This is a genomic window from Piscicoccus intestinalis NBRC 104926 (assembly GCF_001515525.1).
In the GTDB taxonomy this organism is placed as follows: domain Bacteria; phylum Actinomycetota; class Actinomycetes; order Actinomycetales; family Dermatophilaceae; genus Kineosphaera; species Kineosphaera intestinalis.
The window spans coordinates 1-17,776 of sequence record NZ_BCNQ01000100.1 but is presented as its reverse complement, the minus strand read 5'-3'; the positions used below and the strand labels follow the sequence as shown (position 1 = coordinate 17,776).

Genomic DNA, 17,776 nt, shown 5'->3' with positions numbered 1-17,776 from the left:
CAGAAGGCGACGCCCTCCGCGACCCCGACCCCCGCGAGCCCGGCCGCCACCCCCGCCGCGACGCCGACCGCGTCGCCGGCCGCCACCCCGACGCAGAGCCCGGGCATCGGGCTCCCGAGCGCCAACCCCACCGGGCAGGAGGGAGAGCCGTCGATCACGCCGGAGCAGGCGCAGGACCCGCAGGCGCTCATCGAGTACGCCACGAACGAGGCCTGGCTCACGCCGACGTGGGAGCAGCGGCTCACCGAGCTCGAGTGCGACGCACAGCCGTCCGACGCGACCCGGGAGAACCTGCTGCAGCCGACGGTGGCCTGCAGCAGCGACCGCCAGGTCAAGTACCTGCTCGGGCCGTCGGTCATCGAAGGCTCCGACCTCGCCGACGCCAGCTCCGGCCCGACGGTCAGCGAGCAGACCGGCCAGCCGACCGGCGGCTACCAGGTCAACCTGCAGATGCAGGGCGGCCAGGCGACGACGACCTACGCGACGGTGAGCCGCTTCATGGTCTCGCTGCCCGAGCCCCGCAATCAGCTCGCGGTCGTGCTCGACAACAGCGTGGTGTCGGCGCCGCGCTTCCAGAGCGCGATCCCCGACGGGCGCGCCCAGATCACCGGCGACTTCACCGCCGAGACCGCGCAGCAGCTGGCGAACCAGCTGAAGTTCGGTGCGCTGCCGATGAGCTTCACCGTGCAGTCCACCGAGCAGGTCTCCCCGACGATCGGCGGCGACCAGCTGCGGCTGGGCATCATCGCCGGCCTCATCGGCCTCCTGCTCGTCATGGTGTATTCGTTCCTGCAGTACCGGGCGTTGGCGATCGTCACGGTCGCCTCGCTGCTCATGGTCGCGTTGCTGACGTACCTGTGCCTGACGTTGCTCGGCTGGGGGTACAACCTGCGCCTGACGATGGCGGGCGTCACCGGCGCGATCGTCGCGATCGGCACGACCGCCGACTCCTTCATCGTGTACTTCGAGCGGGTCCGCGACGAGGTGCGCGAGGGCCGCCGCCTGCAGTCGGCCGTGCAGACCGGCTGGAAACGCGCGCGGCGCACGATCCTCGTCTCCGACGCCGTGAGCTTTCTCGCGGCGGTCGTGCTCTACGTGCTGGCCACGAGCAACGTGCGCGGCTTCGCGTTCATGCTCATCCTCACGACCCTGCTCGACATCATCGTGACGTTCCTGTTCACGCACCCGATGCTGTCGCTGCTCAGTCACACGAAGTTCTTCGGAGGCGGGCACAAGTGGTCCGGCTTCCACCCCGAGACCCTCGGCGTGCGACCCGTCTACCGGGGTCGCGGCCGGATGACGATCGCCGACCGCAAACAGGGCGCCACGCCCGAAGGGAGCCCGGCATGAGCAGCCCCGGCCGGCGCGAGGTGCGGATGAACCGGTTCGCGGCCTTCGGCAACGACCTGTACACGGGCAAGCGCTCGATCGACTTCGTCGGGCGGCTGCGCACCTGGCTCGTCGGGTCGGTCGTCATCCTCATCATCGTCGGCGCCGGGCTCGCGCTGCGCGGGCTCAACCTCGGCATCGAGTTCACCGGCGGCTCGGACTTCCGGGTCGCGGGCGTGAGCAACACCGACGGCTTCGTGCAGCGCGCCACCGAGGTCGTGCGCGACACCGGCGGGCAGGACACCGCCACGGTCACCCTCGTCGGCGGCGACACCGTGCGCGTGCAGACCCAGGAACTCGACGAGCGCCTCACCCAGGACGTCTCGGAGGGCCTGGCGCAGACGTTCGGGGTGCCGGCCACCAACGTCGGGGCCTCGGTCATCGGCCCGAGCTGGGGGGAGTCGGTGAGCCGGCAGGCGCTGCAGGCGCTCGTCTGGTTCCTCGTGCTCGTCTCGGTGATGCTCGGTCTGTACTTCCGCACATGGAAGATGTCGTTCGCGGCGCTCGTCGCGTTGGCGCACGACATCGTCATCACGGTCGGCGTCTACGCGATCGCCGGCTTCGAGATCACGCCGGCGTCGATGATCGGCTTCCTGACGATCCTCGGCTACTCGCTGTACGACACCGTGGTCGTCTTCGACAAGGTCCGCGAGAACACGACCGAGGCCATGCACACCGGGCGAAAGACGTACTCGGAGGCGGCGAACCTCGCCGTCAACCAGACCCTCGTGCGCTCGATCAACACCTCGGTCGTGGCGCTGCTGCCGGTCGCGGCGATCCTCATCATGGGCCTGACGGTCATCGGGCCCGGCACCCTGCTCGACCTGTCGCTGGCGCTGTTCGTCGGCATCGCGGTCGGCACCTACAGCTCGATCTTCATCGCGACCCCGCTGCTGGCGTGGCTGCGCGAGCGCGAACCGCGGATGAAGGCGCTGCGCGAGCGGGTGGCCGCCCGCTCCGACGGCGCCCGCCCGCGGCCCGCGCAGACGCTCGTGCCCGCCTTCGCCGGCGCGGGCTCGCTGGTGTCGGCCGGGCGTGACGACCCCGCCACCCAGGTGTTCGGCTCGGCGGTCGCGGGGGCCATCGCGGTCAAGGGGCGCGTCGGCGCGGCCACACCCATCGACACCAGCGCCCTGACCGGGCAGAGTGGCCTCGGCATCGAGGAGGGGCTGACCGCGACCGGCCGGCCGATCCACCCCTCGATGCGAGTCACCGACACCCGCGCACCCCGCACCGGAAGTTCCCGGCTGCGGCGCCGCGGCCCGCGCCCCTCGAAGGAATGACCGATGGCAATGGATCGTGACGCCCTTGCGTCCCTCGTCGCCTCCCGACTGCGTGACGTGCAGGACTTTCCCGAGCCCGGCGTGCTCTTCAAGGACTTCACCCCGTTGCTCGCCGACCCGCACGCCCTGCGGGCCGTCGTCGACGACGTCGTCGCCCGCTACGAGGGGCGCATCGACGTCATCGCCGGCATCGAGGCCCGCGGCTTCATGATCGGCACCGCCTGCGCGGTGGCGCTCGCCGTGCCGTTCGTGCCGATCCGCAAGAAGGGCAAGCTGCCCGCGGCGACCTTCACCGCCTCCTACGACCTGGAGTACGGCTCGGCGACCATCGAGGTGCACCAGGACGCCTGCGGACCCGGTCAGCGGGTGCTCATCATGGACGACGTGCTGGCCACCGGGGGCACCGCGGCGGCCGCCTGCGAGCTCGTCGACCGCACGGGGGCGCAGGTCGTCGCCGTCGACATCGTGTGCGAGATCTCCTCGCTCGGCGGGCGGGACCGGCTCCGCGACCGGGATGTGCAGGCCCTGCTGCAGATCTGAGCGCCTATCATTGCGGCATGAACGAGCCGGTCGCCTCGCCGGACGCGCGCTCCCGCGCGTCGGTCGATCACGGAGTACCTCCGTCCGGCGTGCCCGGGCAGGGGGAGCTGCCTGCCGGGCCCGGTGAGCCGGCGCTGACCCCGCCGGCCCCGTCGTTGCCGCCGACCTCGCGGATGCGCGCGCGGCTGGCCCGGTTCGGCGGACCGCGGCACCACGTCAACCCGGCGCTCGAGCCGTTGTTGCACACGGTCAAGGCCACCCACCCCAAGGCCGACCTCGCGCTCATCGAGCGCGCGTACACCGTCGCCGAGAAGGCCCACACCGGGCAGATGCGCAAGAGCGGCGACCCCTACATCACCCATCCGCTCGCGGTGACGACGATCCTCGCCGAACTGGGCATGACGCCCGTGACGCTGGCGGCGGCGCTGCTGCACGACACCGTCGAGGACACCGACTACAGCCTCGAGCAGCTGGAGAGCGACTTCGGCGGCGAGATCGCGCTGCTCGTCAACGGCGTCACCAAGCTCGACAAGGTCAAGTACGGCGACGCCGCGCAGGCCGAGACCGTGCGCAAGATGATCATCGCGATGTCCAAGGACATCCGGGTGCTGCTCATCAAGCTCGCCGACCGGCTGCACAACGCCCGCACCTGGCGGTACGTGTCGCAGGCGTCGGCCCAGCGCAAGGCCAAGGAGACCCTGGAGATCTACGCGCCGCTGGCGCACCGCCTCGGCATGAACACGATCAAGTGGGAGCTCGAGGACATCTCGTTCATGACCCTCTACCCGAAGGTCTACGAGGAGATCGTGCGGATGGTCTCCGATCGGGCTCCGGCCCGCGACGAGTACCTCGCCGGCGTCAAGACGCAGGTCGCCGAGGATCTGAAGTCGGCCCGCATCAATGCGGTCGTCACCGGCCGCCCCAAGCACTACTACTCCGTGTACCAGAAGATGATCGTGCGCGGCCGCGACTTCGAGGACATCTACGACCTCGTCGCCGTGCGCGTGCTCGTCGACACCGTGCGCGACTGCTACGCCGCCCTCGGCGCGATGCACGCCCGCTGGCGCCCCATGCCCGGGCGCTTCAAGGACTACATCGCGATGCCGAAGTTCAACATGTACCAGTCGCTACATACAACGGTCATCGGCCCCGACGGCAAGCCCGTCGAGATCCAGATCCGCACCCACACGATGCACCGTCGGGCGGAGTACGGCGTCGCGGCGCACTGGAAGTACAAGGAGGTCAACGGCACGGTCGCCCCGAGCCGGGCGGGCGCCAAGGGCGACGACTCCACCTCCGACATGGCCTGGCTGCGCCAGCTGCTCGACTGGCAGCGTGAGACGAGCGACCCCGAGGAGTTCCTCGACGGGCTGCGCTACGAGATCAACGCCCGCGAGGTCTACGTCTTCACCCCCAAGGGCGGCGTCATCGCCCTGCCGGTGGGCGCCACGCCCGTCGACTTCGCGTACGCCGTGCACACCGAGGTCGGCCACCACTGCATCGGCGGACGCGTCAACGGCCGGCTCGTGCCGCTGGAGTCGCAGCTGGAGAACGGTGACGTCGTCGAGATCCTCACCTCCAAGGCCGACGGAGCCGGTCCGTCCCGCGACTGGCTGACGTTCGTCAAGAGCCCGCGGGCCCGCAACAAGATCCGGCAGTGGTTCTCCAAGGAGCGCCGCGAGGAGGCGATCGAGAACGGCAAGGATGCCATCGCCAAGGCGATGCGCAAGCAGAACATGCCGATCCAGCGCATCATGACCGCCGAGACCCTCACGGCGACCGCCAACGACCTGCGCTATCCGGACATCGACGCGCTGTACGCGGCCGTCGGCGAGGGGCACGTGTCGGCGCAGTCGATCGTCGACAAGGCCGTCGCCAGCCACGGTGGGGCCGACGGCGCTACCGAGGATCTCGCCGAGGCCACGGTGCCCGGCGTGATCCGGGGGAGGCGGTCGCCGAACAGCGACGCCGGCGTCGTCGTCAAGGGCGTCAGCGACGTGTGGGTCAAGCTCGCCAAGTGCTGCACGCCGGTGCCGGGTGACCCCATCCTCGGGTTCAACACCCGCGACCGGGTCATCTCGGTGCACCGCACCGACTGCACGAACGCCGACCAGCTGCGCTCCCACCCCGAACGCCTCATCGAGGTCGAGTGGGCGCCGAGCGCCGCGAGCCTGTTCCTCGTGCAGCTGCAGGTCGAGGCCCTCGACCGCAACCGGCTCCTGTCGGACGTCACGCGGGTCATCTCGGACCACCACGTCAACATCCTGTCGGCGACCGTGACGACCTCCCGAGACCGGGTGGCGATCTCGCGGTTCACCTTCGAGATGGGCGACCCGAGCCACCTCGACCACGTCATCAAGGCCGTGCGGCGCGTCGACGGCGTGTTCGACGTCTACCGGATCACCGGAGGCAAGGCCCCGGCCAAGAACGCGGGGTGAGCCTGTGACCGCCTCGCCCGGGCCTGCGCGCGGGCCGCTGCACGGGGTGCGGGTCGTCGAGCTCGGCGGCATCGGACCGGCTCCGTTCGCGGCGATGATGCTCGCCGACCTCGGCGCCGACGTCGTGCGGGTGCACCGGGTGGGCGAGACCGCGGAGCCGAACGCCGCCCTGGACCGCGGGCGGCGCTCGATCGCGGTGCAGCTCAAGGACCCTCGGGGGGTCGACGTGGTGCGCGAGCTCGCGGCGGGCGCGGACGCGCTCATCGAGGGCTTTCGCCCCGGGGTGCTGGAGCGGCTCGGGCTCGGCCCGCGGGAGCTGCACGCCGCCAACCCGGCGCTGGTCATCGGGCGGATGACCGGCTACGGGCAGGACGGCCCGTTCGCGCCCCGGGCCGGGCACGACATCAACTACATCGCGCTCTCGGGCGCGCTGGCCGCGATCGGCCCGGCCGGGCATCGCCCCACCCCGCCGATCAACCTCGTCGGCGACTTCGGCGGCGGGGGCATGCCGCTGGCGCTCGGCGTGGTCAGCGCGGTGCTGTCGGCGCGCGCCACCGGCCGCGGGCAGGTCGTCGACGCCGCGATGGTCGAGGGCGCCGCGAGTCTCATGGCGATGATCTACGGGTTCCACGGGCGCGGGCAGTGGAGCGTGCGCCGCGGCGAGAACCTGTTCGACTCCGGCGCCCCCTGGTACGACACGTACGCCTGCGCGGACGGCCGCCACGTCGCGGTGGGGGCGCTTGAGCCGCAGTTCTTCGCGGTGCTGCTGGAGCGCCTCGGGTTGAGCGAGCGCATCGACGCCGACCGGCAGCTCGACCGCGACACCTGGCCCCACCAGCGCGCCGAGTTCGAGGCGGCCTTCGCCGCGCACCCCCGCGCGCACTGGGAGAGTGTGTTCGCCGACGTCGACGCGTGCGTCACCCCGGTGCTCGACATGGACGAGGCGCCCGCGCACCCGCACAACGCCGCCCGCGGTGCGTTCGTCACCCTCGACGGGGTGACCCAGCCGGCCCCGGCGCCGCGCTTCTCCGGCACCCCGAACGCTGCGCCCGCCCCGGCCCCGGCCGTCGGTGCGCACACCGACGAGCTCCTCGCCGACCTCGGCCGCGACGCCGACCAGATCGCGCAGCTGCGCGCCGACGGCGTCGTCGGCTGAGTCCCCCCGGAAAAATCAGCTCCCAGAAGGTCTGCCAGGTCGACGCTCCGTCGATGCGAGCGCTTTCTTCGCGCTCGTCGTCGCTGAGTACCCCCGCCCGCGTCGCCCGCGTCGCCGCGCCTCGCGCTCGTCGCCCCGCCTCTCGACCGGCCCGTCAACACGTTGCGTGCTGTCGCGGCCCTCGCACCTGGTTCGGATCCTCCCTCATTCGTGTTAGGTGGCGTCGGCCCCGGCGCGCGTGGGCGATGGTGCGCCGGTGCCCACGATCGTTTCGCCATATCGACGATCTCGTCCGAGTGGGTGCCTGCGTGGCAGGCCCGTGACCTGGCGTTTCGCTGGGCAAGGCCCGAGGAGCCTCGATCGGGATCGTCGATATGGCGAATCCGCGGGTGGCACCCGCGTCGACGGCCTCGGCGCCGCCGCGGGAGGCCACCGGTCATCGCGCGACGTCGTCCGCCGTCCCGTCGTCCGCCCGCCCATCGGCCCTCGACACGTTCCCTGCTGTCGCGGCCCTCGCACCTGGCACGAGTCCTCCCTCATTCGTGTTAGGACGCGGCGGCCCTCGACGGGGGAGGGGGATGGTCCGCCGGTGCCCGCGATCGTTTCGCCATATCGACGATCTCGTCCGAGTGGGTGCCTGCGTGGCAGGCCCGTGACCTGGGGCTTTGTGAATCGGTCCCCGAGGAGCCTCGATCGGGATCGTCGTTATGGCGAATCGCCTGCGGGCACGTGCCGCAGCGATGCGTCCAGCCGCGGCAACGCAGGTGGGTTGTCGGGGCGGGCGTTGGGAGGGGGAGTCGTCAATGGCAGCCGTGGGATGGGCGAGGGATGGGAGCCGAGGGTAGGCATTGAGGGCAGCGGGGGCCCCGGGTCGAGCCTGGCTCGGGCGCCCCGAGGTCGTCGGTGGCGGCTCAGCGGCTCGGCGGCTCAGCGGATCGCCGGTCAGGCCGGAGGGGAGGGGCTGATCGAGCCGAGGTGCGGGGAGCCGAGGGCGACGCGTTCGACGTGGCCGTCCGGCGCCCCGGCGAGCAGCAACTCGACGGCGCGGGCGCCCATCTGCAGGTAGGGCAGGCGCAGGCTGCTTAGCGGCGGGTCGGCCCAGTCGGCCAGCTCGGAGCCGTCGAAGGAGACGATCGAGACGTCGTCCGGCACCCGCAGGCCGTGGCGGCGCAGCGCGTCGTAGGCGCCGAGCGCGGTGCGGTCGTTGAGCGCGCAGATCGCGCCCGGCGCGGGGTAGTGCGCCAGGTACTCGTCGAGCGCGCCGCGCGCCTCGGCCGGCCACCAGGGGCACGCCACGTGGGCCAGCGGCACCCCGTGGGCACGCAGATCGGCCCGCAGCCCACGCTCGCGCAGCGCCCCCGCGATCCCGGGCAGCGGGTCGTCCGCGCTCGATTCGCGCACCACCCGCCCGAGCAGCAGTACCCGGCGCCGGGCGGGTTCGCGCGCGCCGAGGGAGGCGCGCAGCAGCTCGCCCGCGAGGGCCCCGGCGCGTTCGTCGTCGGGCGCGATCGCCGGGGGCGTCGGCCACGTGCCGTCCGGGCCGGCCACCGGCACCCCGTTGAGCACGACGACCTGCTGGTCGCGCAGCACCTCCGGCACCCGCACCTCGCGGTTGCTGTTGACCGCGTAGACGAACCCGTCGACGCCGTGGTCGACGAGCCGATGGATGAGCCGCTCGACGGGCCCGGCGAGCCCGTCGGCCTGGGCCACGAACAGCAGCTGCCCCGCCCGCCCGGCGCCCTCGGAGGCGCCGCGCACGAGGTCGGCGGCGAACCGGTCGGTGGACAGGTCGGCCGAGACGAGCGCCAGCGTCTGCGTGTCACCCTGCAGCAGGGCCGTGGCCAGGCGGTTCGGCCGGTAGCCGAGGGCGTCGGCGGCCGCCCGCACCCGGGCCGCGGTCTCCGGCGAGAAGCGCGCGCCGGGCCGGTCGTTGAGGATGACGGAGGCGGTACCCCGGGACACCCCGGCCGCGTCCGCGACCTGCTGCAACGTCACCCGCCCCGCCACTGCCGCCCCCTGTTCTCCCCGATGGCGCCGGTGTTCTCGGGGCCACGTTGTCGTGTGCGGAGTCATAGCATGCTGCGCCGGTCGGCGCCAGCGCGAGTTGGTTTCTCATCGGGCCGGTCAGGGCGTTGACACCGACAGCGACCCTGCGATAAACCTTGCGGAACGCGTTTGGCAGCGAGCGCACATCCCTCCCGCGCAAAGGAGCGCCTCGATTCATGACCCCTCCCGGTGTGGAGCCCACTGACCCCGCCGACCCCGCCGACTCGGTCGACCCCGCCGACCCCGCCGACTCGGTCGACCCCGCCGACCCCGCCGATCGCGGCACGCCCGGCACGCCTGCCGAACCCGTCACGGTGCACCTGCGCGCCGCGGGCGTCGGCCTGCTGCTGGACCTCTCGCAGGGGCGCCTGCCGGCGGTGCTGCACTGGGGTGCCGACCTCGGTGACCTGAGCGCCGCCGACGCCGCCGCGATCGCCGACGCCACCGTGACGCCGGTGCCGCCGAACGCCGTCGACGTGCCGGTGCGCATCGCGATGCTGCCCGAACTGCACGCCGGCTGGCTCGGTCGCCCCGGCGTCAGCGGGCACCGCGAGGGCGCCGCCTGGTCGCCGCGGTTCGTCGTGGAGTCGGCCCGGCTGGGGGAGCGGGAGATCGCCGGGCACACCGACTCCGGGCCGGGGACGCTGCTGGTGCGCGCCCGCGACGAGGGCCTGGCTCTCACCGTCGAGCTGGAGACGCAGCTGCTGCCCGACGGGTTGGTGCGCACCCGCGCGACGCTCACCAACGAGGGCGAGCCGTACACGCTCGACGACCTCGTCATCGCCCTGCCCGTGCCGTCGACCGCCCGGGAGGTGCTCGACTTCGCCGGTCGCTGGGGCAAGGAGAAGGTCCCGCAGCGCAGCGAGCTGACCGTCGGAAACCACGTGCGGGAGAACCGCCGTGGCCGCACCGGCGCCGACGCCGCGGGCATCGTGCACCTCGGCGAGCGCGGCTTCGGGTTCGAACGCGGCCGGGTGTGGGGCGTGCATGTCGCGTTCAGCGGCAACCACACCCACTACGCCGAGCGGCTCAGCTCCGGCGCCCAGGTGCTCGGTGGCGGCGAGCTGCTCCTCCCGGGCGAGGTGCGCCTGAACACCGGAGACAGTTACGAGGGCCCGTGGGTGTACGGCTCGTTCGGCGACGGTCTCGACGCGGTCGCCGCCCGCTTCCACCGCTACCTGCGCTCCCGCCAGGCGCACGTCAATGCCGACCGCCCGGTCACCCTCAACGTCTGGGAGGCGGTGTACTTCGACCACTCGCTGCCGCGCCTGCACGAGCTCGCCGACCGCGCCGCCGATCTCGGAGTCGAACGGTACGTGCTCGACGACGGTTGGTTCGGCGCCCGCCGCGACGACCACGCGGGCCTGGGCGACTGGGTCGTCAGCCCGGACGCGTGGCCCGACGGGCTGCACCCCCTCATCGACCACGTCACGGGCCTCGGCATGCAGTTCGGCCTGTGGGTCGAGCCGGAGATGGTCAATCCCGACTCCGACATCGCCCGCGCGCACCCCGAGTGGGTGCTGTCGGCGAGGCCGGGGGAGGGCGCCGCGGGCTGGCCCGTCGAGTCGCGCTTTCAGCAGGTGCTCGATATCGCGATCCCGGAGTGCTACGCCTACATCCGCGACGCCCTCGACGCGCTGCTGGCCGAATACGACATCAGCTACTTCAAGTGGGATCACAACCGCGACCTCATCGAGTCGGGTGACCTCACCGACTCCGGGCGGCCGGTCGTCGGCGCGCAGACCCGCGCGTTCTACCGGCTCGTCGCCGAGCTCAAGGAGCGCCACCCCGGGCTGGAGATCGAGTCGTGCTCCTCCGGCGGCTCGCGCGTGGACCTCGGCGTCATGGAGGTGTGCGACCGCGTGTGGGTCAGCGACTGCATCGACCCGCACGAGCGCCAGCAGATGAACCGCTGGACGATGCAGCTGCTGCCGCCGGAGCTGCTCGGCAGCCACATCGCCTCCGGGCGCTCGCACACGACCGGGCGCTTTCACGACCTGTCGTTCCGCGCCGGCACCGCCCTGCTCGGGCACCTGGGCATCGAGTGGGACCTCACGAAGGCCTCGGAGGCCGAGCTCGTCGAGTTGCGCGCGTGGCTCGACTACTACAAGGCCAACCGCGAGTTCCTGCTCACCGGCGACCTCGTGCGCGTCGACGTCGCCGACCCCGACACGCTCACCGTCTACGGCGTCGTCGCCCCGGACAAGGCGCGCGCGACGTACTTCTACGCCGTGATGCAGCGTGCCGACTCCAGCCCGCGGCCGCGGTTCCGACTCCCCGGCCTGGAGCCCGAGCGGCGCTACCGGGTCGAGCCGCACGTCGTCGGGGAGCACCCCAGCGGGCTCGTGCCCGCGCACTGGTGGCACGGGCCCGACGAGCTCGAGGAGCCCGAGGCGCTCGACCCGGCGCACCCCTACCCCGAGGCCACCCTGGGCGGCCGACGCCTCTCCGGCGTCGTCTTCTCCGGGCGCGTGCTCGCCGAATCGGGCCTGCAGGCCCCCCTGCTCAACCCCGACCAGATCGTGATGTTCGAGGTCACCGCGATCTGATCACCACGCCCGCGAGGGCCCAGCGAAAGGGACGATGATGTCCACCACCACGACAGGTGCCTCCGGGATCTCCGGGCCCGCGGGGAGTTCCGGCTCGTCCGGGTCTTCGGGGTCATCGGGAGCCGGGTCGGGCGCCACGGCCGCGCGGCGTCGCCGTGACGACACGAAGACCGCGTTGCTGTTCATCGCCCCGGCCGCGCTGGGAATGATCATCTTCATGGTCTGGCCGCTGCTGCGCGGCATCTGGCTCAGCTTCACCCGGTTCAACCTGCTGCAGCCGGCCGAGTTCATCGGGTTCGACAACTACACCCGCATGTTCGGCGACCCGATCTTCTGGAACGCCATGCAGGTCACGCTCTGGTACGTCGTGCTGAACATCGGCATCCAGACCGCGCTGGCCCTCGTCGTCGCGGTGATGATGCAGCGGCTGACGACCTCGACGTGGCTGCGCGGCGTCGTGCTCACGCCCTACCTGGTCTCCAACGTGGTCGCCGCGATGGTCTTCCTGTGGATCCTCGACTACCAGCTCGGCATCGGCCAGCAGGTGCTGCAGTGGATCGGCCTGGAGCGCATCCCGTTCCTGGACTCCGAGGCCCTGGCGATCCCGACGATCGCGTTCATCAACGTGTGGCGCCACGTCGGCTACACCGCGCTGCTGATCTTCGCGGGCCTGCAGGCGATCCCGAACACCGTTTACGAGGCGGCGAAGATGGACGGCTCCGGCGAGGTGAGCACGTTCTTCCGGATCACGATGCCGCTGCTGCGCCCGATCCTCGCGCTCGTGCTCATCATCACGGTCGTCGGCTCGTTCCAGGTGTTCGACACCGTCGCCATCGCCACCCAGGGCGGGCCGGTCAACGCCACCCGGGTGCTGCAGTTCTACATCTACGACATGGCGTTCGGCCGCTTCCAGTTCGGCTACGCCTCGGCCCTGTCGGTCGCGCTGCTGGTGATCCTCATGATCGTCACCTTCGTGCAGTACCGCCTGACGAGCGCCGGCGACAGCGACCTGGACTAAGGGGAGAGACGATGACCGCCACCATGCCCACCGGCCCGGCCGGCCCCGCCGGCTCCGCCGACCCCAGCGAGCTGACCACCAAGGAGCCGCGCGCCGGCGACACCCCGCACCGCCGCCGCATGTCACCGGGGCGCATCGCCGCCTGGGTGTTCATGATCCTGTTCATCTTCATCACCCTGTTCCCCTTCTACTGGATCCTGCGCACCGCGCTGAGCAGCAACAATGCGCTCTACGCCGGGGGCAATTCGCTGCTGCCGGTTGGGTTTTCCACCGGCGGGTTCGAGCGGGTCTTCGGCATGCAGACCGGCCAGGAGGCCATCGACGCCGGCGGCGCGGGCCAGGCCATCAACTTCTGGCGCTACCTGCTCAACTCCGTCATCGTCGCCACCGTCGTCACGTTCTTCCAGGTGATGTTCGCGGCGATGTCGGCGTACGCGTTCTCCCGGCTGCGCTGGAAGGGCCGCAACGTCGTCTTCGCGATCTTCCTGTCGTGCCTGATGATCCCGGCGATCTTCACGTTCCTGCCGAACTTCGTGCTCATCACCCAGCTCGGGCTCATCGACACCCTCGCGGGCATCGCGCTGCCGAGCATCTTCATGACGATGCCGTTCGCGGTGTTCTTCCTGCGGCAGTTCTTCCTCGGCATCTCCCGGGAGGTCGAGGAGGCCGCGTTCGTCGACGGAGCCGGGCCGGTGCGGGTGTTCTTCCAGCTCATCCTGCCGATGGCCGCCGCGCCGATCACGACGCTGGCGCTGCTGGTCTACATCCAGAGCTGGAACGACTACTTCTGGCCGCTGATGATCAGCTACACCGACAACTCCCGCGTGCTGACCGTCGGGCTGGGCGTGTTCCGCTCCCAGACACCGCAGACCGGACCCGACTGGGCCGGCCTCATGGCCGCGACCCTCGTCGCCGCGCTGCCGATGCTGCTGCTGTTCGCGGCCTTCGCCAAACGGATCGTCAACTCCATCGGCTTCAGCGGGATCAAGTGAGGACGGCCATGCGATACACGACGCGATTCAAGACAGTGCTCGCCGGCGTCGCCGCCGCGGCCATGGTCGGCGTCACCGCGGCCTGCGGGTCGGGCGGCTCGGGCTCGCAGTCGCGGGCCGACGGGGTCATCGACTACTGGCTGTGGGACAGCGCCCAGCAGCCCGGCTACCAGCAGTGCGCCGACGCCTTCCAGCAGCAGAACCCCGACCTGCGCATCAACATCACCCAGATGGGTTGGGACGACTACTGGCAGCGGCTGACGGCCGGGTTCATCGCGGGCACCGCGCCCGACGTGTTCACCGACCACCTCGCCAAGTTCGCGCAGTACGTCGACCTGGGCGTGCTGGCTCCGCTGGACCAGCTCGAGGCGACGAAGAACCTCCAGGACGGCGACTACCAGGAGGGCCTGGCCGAGCTGTGGAAGGGCCAGGACGGGCACCGCTACGGCGCGCCGAAGGACTGGGACACGATCGGGATCTTCTACAACCGCGCGATGACCCAGGCCGCCGGCATCAGCGACGAGCAGATGGCGAACATGACGTGGAACCCCACCGACGGCGGCACGTTCGAGCAGATCCTCGCCCGGCTCACCGTCGACACCAACGGGGTGCGCGGCGACGAACCCGGCTTCAACAAGAACAGCATCCGCACCTACGGCCTCAACATCGACGAGGCCGGAGGCGGTAACTACGGGCAGACGCAGTGGTCGCCGTTCGCGGCGGCCAACGGCTGGCAGGCCACCGACGTCAACCCGTGGGCGCACCGGTTCAACTTCGACGACCCGAAGTTCCAGGACACCCTGGCGTGGTACTTCGGGCTGGCGAACAAGGGGTACGCGCCGCCGTTCGCCGCGGCCACCGACTCCGACCGGGTCATGGCCTCGGGCCAGGTGGCGATGGCGATCAACGGCTCGTGGATGATCGGCACCTTCACCTCCCTGGAGAACGCCCAGGGCGAGAAGATGGACATCTCGGTGGCGCCGACCCCGATCGGGCCGGTCGGGCACCGCGCGTCGATGTTCAACGGCCTCGCCGACTCCGTCGTCGCCAACGGCCCGGAGCCGGAGAACGCCGCCAAGTGGGCGGCGTTCCTCGCCGGGGAGGAGTGCCAGAACATCATCGGTGACGCCGGCGTCGTCTTCCCCGCCCGGCCGGCAGGCACCCAGCGCGCGGTCGAGTACAACAAGCGCGAGCGCAACCTCGACGTCGACGCGTTCACCGTGCAGGTGCGCGACAAGACGACGTTCCAGGCGCCGGTGGTCAACTACGCCGCCGACATCCAGGCGCTCATCACCCCGGCACTCGACGCGATCTACATGGGCCGCGAGCCCGTCTCCTCGATGACGCAGGTCAACGAGCAGATCAACTCCCTGCTCGAACAGCAGTAAGGGGTAGGCTTCCAGCCGCATCCGACGACGGCCGCGCCGCGAGGGGTTCTCCTCGCCGGGCGCGGCCGTCGCCCGTGCACCCCTTTGCCCCGACTCCGCTGTGAATCTTGCACGCTGGCGGGTCGATTGACCTCTCGCGAGCGGTCACGTTGGGTGCGCGGCGCAACAGCGCAGGTCAGAGCGCTGAGCTGGGGTGTCGAAAGACCGATTGACCTTTCGGCGACGTTCGAGAGGTCACTGCACAGAAGTCCATGCATACCCGGTGTCGCGTCGCCGCGCGGAGGCGGTCACGCACCGCCTCCGAAGTCGAGGACGTTCGTCCCGGCTTGAGGGCTTGACCCACGCCCGACCGTGTTATTAGGTATACCTATCCTTATGTGGCGTCCTGGTCGAGCCGGGGCCCGTCGCGTCCGATCGGAAGAGGCGAACCGCCGATGTCTGTGCTGACTCATACGCTGGCCGAACGGCGAGTCGAGCGAGTCGAGCGCGCGGACCTCACGGTCGCCACGGGCACGGTCACCCTCGACACGCTGCGGCGCGGCCAGCGGGCCATGATCATCGGCGTCGACGAGGCCCTCGAGCCCGCGTGGGGCCGACGCATGGTCGACCTCGGGTTCGCCCCCGGCGCCACCGTCGAGTTCATCCGCCGGGCCCCGCTCGGCGACCCCCGGGTGTTCCGCGTCGCCGACTACGAGGTGGCGCTGCGGCGACCGCTCTCGCGCTCCATCCGCGTGCAGCTGCTTCCATGAGCGGGCATCACCACGGTGGTGGTGGCGCCTCGATCCTGACCGGCACGCGCCGTTTCGCGCTCGTCGGCAGCCCGAACTCCGGCAAGACCACCCTGTTCAACGCCCTGACCGGCCTGCGCGCCAAGACCGGCAACTACCCCGGCGTCACCGTCGCCCGCTACGAGGGGCCGGCCCGCGTCGGCGGCGAGCAGGTCGTCATCGAAGACCTGCCCGGCTCCTACAGCCTCGACCCGATCAGCCCCGACGAGGCCGTCGTGGAGTCGGTCCTCGACCGCCACGACACGAGCGTGCCCACCCCCGACGCCGTCATCGCCGTGCTGGACCTGACGACGCTGCGGCGCTCGCTGCGCCTGCTCGCGCAGGTGCTCAACACCGGGCTGCCCGTGTGCGTCGTGCTGACGTTCGGCGACGAGATGGCCGTGCGCCACGGCGCCTACGACCTCGACGCCCTGACCCGGGCGCTGGGGGTGCCGGTGCTCAGCGTCGTCGGCGGCCGCCGCGCCGACGTCGACCGGCTGCGGGACCGGCTCGCGGACGTCGAGTCCTGGCCCGCCCCGGTCGTGCCGCCGCCGCTGGCCGTCGACGAGCTCAGCGGCTGGGTCGACTCGGTGCTCGACACCGCCGGGTACGAGGTGCCGCACGTCGACCGGCGCAGCCGCCGCATCGACGCCGTGCTGCTGCACCCGCTGTGGGGTTCGCTGATCTTCTTCGCCGTGATGTTCACGTTCTTCCAGGTGATCTTCACCGTCGCGGCCCCGGCCCAGACCGCGGTCGAGACGTTCTTCGCCTGGCTCGGCGGGCTCGTCGCCGCGCACGTGAGCAGCCCGTGGCTCGCCTCGTTCCTCAGCCAGGGGCTCATCGGCGGCATCGGCGGCGTGCTCGTGTTCCTGCCGCAGATCCTGCTGCTGTTCCTGCTCCTGGCCGTGCTCGAGGGAGTCGGGTACCTCGCCCGCGCGGCGCTGCTCATGGACCGGCTCATGGCGAAGGCGGGCCTGGAGGGGCGCGCGTTCGTCGCGCTGCTGTCGTCGCTGGCCTGCGCGATCCCCGGCATCATGGCCACCCGCACGCTGCCCTCGGCCCGCGACCGGATCGCGACGATGATGGCCGCGCCGCTCATGACGTGCTCGGCCCGGCTCCCGGTGTACGTGTTGCTCATCGGCCTGCTCGTGCCCGCGGACGCGAGCGTCGGGCCGTTCGGGCTGCAGGGCCTGGTGATGTTCGGGCTCTACCTGCTCGGGGCCTTCTCCGCGATGACCTTCGCCTGGGTCGTCGGGCGGTTCGCCGGGCGGGCCATCCCGCAGCTGCCGTTCTACATGGAGCTGCCCCCGTACCGCCTGCCGCGGCTGAGCAGCGTCGTCGTGTCGATGTGGGACTCGGCCCTGGCCTTCGTGCGCAAGGTGACGACGATCATCCTCGCGACGACGATCATCCTGTGGGCCGCGCTCAACCTGCCGGTGCACAGCGCCGCCGACATGAGCGCCGCCGGCGTCGACACCGGTGACGACGTCGCGGTCTCCTCGTACGTCATCGACAACAGCTACGCCGCCGGGCTCGGCCGCGCCGTGCAGCCGGTGTTCGAGCCCCTCGGATTCGACTGGCGCATCAACGTCGGCATCGTCGCGTCGCTGTCGGCCCGAGAGGTGTTCGTCGCCACGATGGGCCAGATCGCCGCCGCCGAGGAGCCCGAGGAGCCGGCCGCCGCGCTCGCCGCCATGACCGTCTCCGACGGGCCGCGGGCGGGGGAGCCGCTGTTCACCGCGCCGACCGTGGCGGCCCTGCTGATGTTCTTCGTCTACGCGCTGCAGTGCATGTCGACGGTCGGCGTCATGTGGCGCGAGACCGGCTCCTGGCGCTGGCCCGCGATCGCGTTCGTCAGCATGTTCGCCCTCGCCTGGCTCATGGCGCTGCTCGCGCGCACCGTCGTCGGCGCGCTGGTCTGAGGCGGTGGGTGCGATGCCCGCGGTGCTCGCGCTGCATCCGGAGGCGGTGCCCGGCGACCCCGCGACCCTGCGCTGGGTCGTGCCGCCGGGTCGCGTGCCCGTACGGGGCCGCCTCGAGCAGGCCCCCGGCGCGCTAGGCGACCTGCTGCGCGACGGCACGCTGACCGCTGTGCACTGCGGGCTCGCCGAGGTCAGCACGACCCTGGGCGGCGGACGCTCCTGGGCCGGCGAGGGCGCCCGGGTGCGGTCCGCCCTGCAGTCGGCCCTCGCGGAGCCCGACGGCTGGGT

General features: G+C 71.4%; 13 protein-coding genes. 12 read left to right on the top strand and 1 reads right to left on the bottom strand.

Features of this window, described 5'->3' with window-relative positions; all coding sequences use genetic code 11:
• The 5 genes from secD to PINTE_RS14945 form a co-directional block, all read left to right on the top strand.
• Positions 1 to 1,350 (top strand): protein translocase subunit SecD (gene secD, locus PINTE_RS14965; protein WP_068432344.1); only part of this gene is annotated, 1,350 nt, incomplete at its 5' end.
• Entirely contained in the window at positions 1,347 to 2,672 is a 1,326-nt protein-coding gene (secF, locus tag PINTE_RS14960) for a protein translocase subunit SecF (protein ID WP_245642970.1), read from the top strand. The genes secD and secF, both read left to right, overlap by 4 nt.
• Before the next feature lie 9 nt (positions 2,673 to 2,681).
• Complete coding sequence (locus PINTE_RS14955; RefSeq protein ID WP_068432340.1) at positions 2,682 to 3,212, top strand: adenine phosphoribosyltransferase; 531 nt, start codon at positions 2,682 to 2,684, stop codon at positions 3,210 to 3,212.
• A gap of 17 nt (positions 3,213 to 3,229) precedes the next feature.
• Complete coding sequence (locus tag PINTE_RS14950) at positions 3,230 to 5,650, top strand: RelA/SpoT family protein (RefSeq protein WP_084343642.1); 2,421 nt, start codon at positions 3,230 to 3,232, stop codon at positions 5,648 to 5,650.
• Between the two features lie 4 nt (positions 5,651 to 5,654).
• Positions 5,655 to 6,806, top strand: coding sequence for a CaiB/BaiF CoA transferase family protein (locus PINTE_RS14945; protein ID WP_068432339.1), 1,152 nt, complete (start codon positions 5,655 to 5,657; stop codon positions 6,804 to 6,806).
• Positions 6,807 to 7,748: 942 nt separating this feature from the next.
• On the opposite strand, the gene PINTE_RS14940 is transcribed toward PINTE_RS14945, so the two are convergent.
• Positions 7,749 to 8,801, bottom strand: coding sequence for a substrate-binding domain-containing protein (locus tag PINTE_RS14940; RefSeq protein WP_068432338.1), 1,053 nt, complete (start codon positions 8,799 to 8,801; stop codon positions 7,749 to 7,751).
• Between the two features lie 227 nt (positions 8,802 to 9,028).
• Between PINTE_RS14940 and PINTE_RS14935 the strand changes: the two genes are divergently transcribed.
• The 7 genes from PINTE_RS14935 to PINTE_RS14905 form a co-directional block, all read left to right on the top strand.
• Positions 9,029 to 11,401 carry an alpha-galactosidase gene (locus PINTE_RS14935; protein ID WP_084343640.1) on the top strand — a complete coding sequence of 791 codons (2,373 nt, stop codon included), beginning with the start codon at positions 9,029 to 9,031 and terminating at the stop codon, positions 11,399 to 11,401.
• Between the two features lie 34 nt (positions 11,402 to 11,435).
• Positions 11,436 to 12,419 (top strand): carbohydrate ABC transporter permease, encoded by a 984-nt coding sequence (locus PINTE_RS14930; RefSeq protein WP_373280165.1) that lies wholly within the window; start codon positions 11,436 to 11,438, stop codon positions 12,417 to 12,419.
• A gap of 11 nt (positions 12,420 to 12,430) precedes the next feature.
• Complete coding sequence (locus PINTE_RS14925) at positions 12,431 to 13,411, top strand: carbohydrate ABC transporter permease (protein ID WP_068432328.1); 981 nt, start codon at positions 12,431 to 12,433, stop codon at positions 13,409 to 13,411.
• 8 nt (positions 13,412 to 13,419) lie between these two features.
• Positions 13,420 to 14,799, top strand: a complete 1,380-nt coding sequence (locus PINTE_RS14920) for an ABC transporter substrate-binding protein (RefSeq protein WP_068432327.1) — start codon at positions 13,420 to 13,422, stop codon at positions 14,797 to 14,799.
• Between the two features lie 434 nt (positions 14,800 to 15,233).
• A complete protein-coding gene (locus PINTE_RS22020; protein ID WP_084343638.1) occupies positions 15,234 to 15,548 on the top strand; it encodes a FeoA family protein in 315 nt (104 codons plus the stop codon).
• Entirely contained in the window at positions 15,545 to 17,488 is a 1,944-nt protein-coding gene (feoB, locus tag PINTE_RS14910) for a ferrous iron transporter B (protein WP_068432324.1), read from the top strand. Before PINTE_RS22020 ends, feoB begins: the two co-directional genes overlap by 4 nt.
• A gap of 13 nt (positions 17,489 to 17,501) precedes the next feature.
• Positions 17,502 to 17,776: hypothetical protein (locus tag PINTE_RS14905; protein ID WP_217996605.1), on the top strand; the 275-nt coding region annotated here is incomplete at its 3' end.

What these genes read in the sequence shown, in the direction of transcription:
- PINTE_RS14920 (WP_068432327.1), top strand. Translation starts at nt 13,420, where the DNA reads ATGCGATACACGACGCGATTCAAGACAGTGCTCGCCGGCGTCGCCGCC.
- PINTE_RS14935 (WP_084343640.1), top strand. Translation starts at nt 9,029, where the DNA reads ATGACCCCTCCCGGTGTGGAGCCCACTGACCCCGCCGACCCCGCCGAC.
- secF (WP_245642970.1), top strand. Translation starts at nt 1,347, where the DNA reads ATGAGCAGCCCCGGCCGGCGCGAGGTGCGGATGAACCGGTTCGCGGCC.
- feoB (WP_068432324.1), top strand. Translation starts at nt 15,545, where the DNA reads ATGAGCGGGCATCACCACGGTGGTGGTGGCGCCTCGATCCTGACCGGC.
- PINTE_RS14955 (WP_068432340.1), top strand. Translation starts at nt 2,682, where the DNA reads ATGGATCGTGACGCCCTTGCGTCCCTCGTCGCCTCCCGACTGCGTGAC.
- PINTE_RS14925 (WP_068432328.1), top strand. Translation starts at nt 12,431, where the DNA reads ATGACCGCCACCATGCCCACCGGCCCGGCCGGCCCCGCCGGCTCCGCC.
- PINTE_RS22020 (WP_084343638.1), top strand. Translation starts at nt 15,234, where the DNA reads ATGTCTGTGCTGACTCATACGCTGGCCGAACGGCGAGTCGAGCGAGTC.
- PINTE_RS14930 (WP_373280165.1), top strand. Translation starts at nt 11,436, where the DNA reads ATGATGTCCACCACCACGACAGGTGCCTCCGGGATCTCCGGGCCCGCG.
- PINTE_RS14950 (WP_084343642.1), top strand. Translation starts at nt 3,230, where the DNA reads ATGAACGAGCCGGTCGCCTCGCCGGACGCGCGCTCCCGCGCGTCGGTC.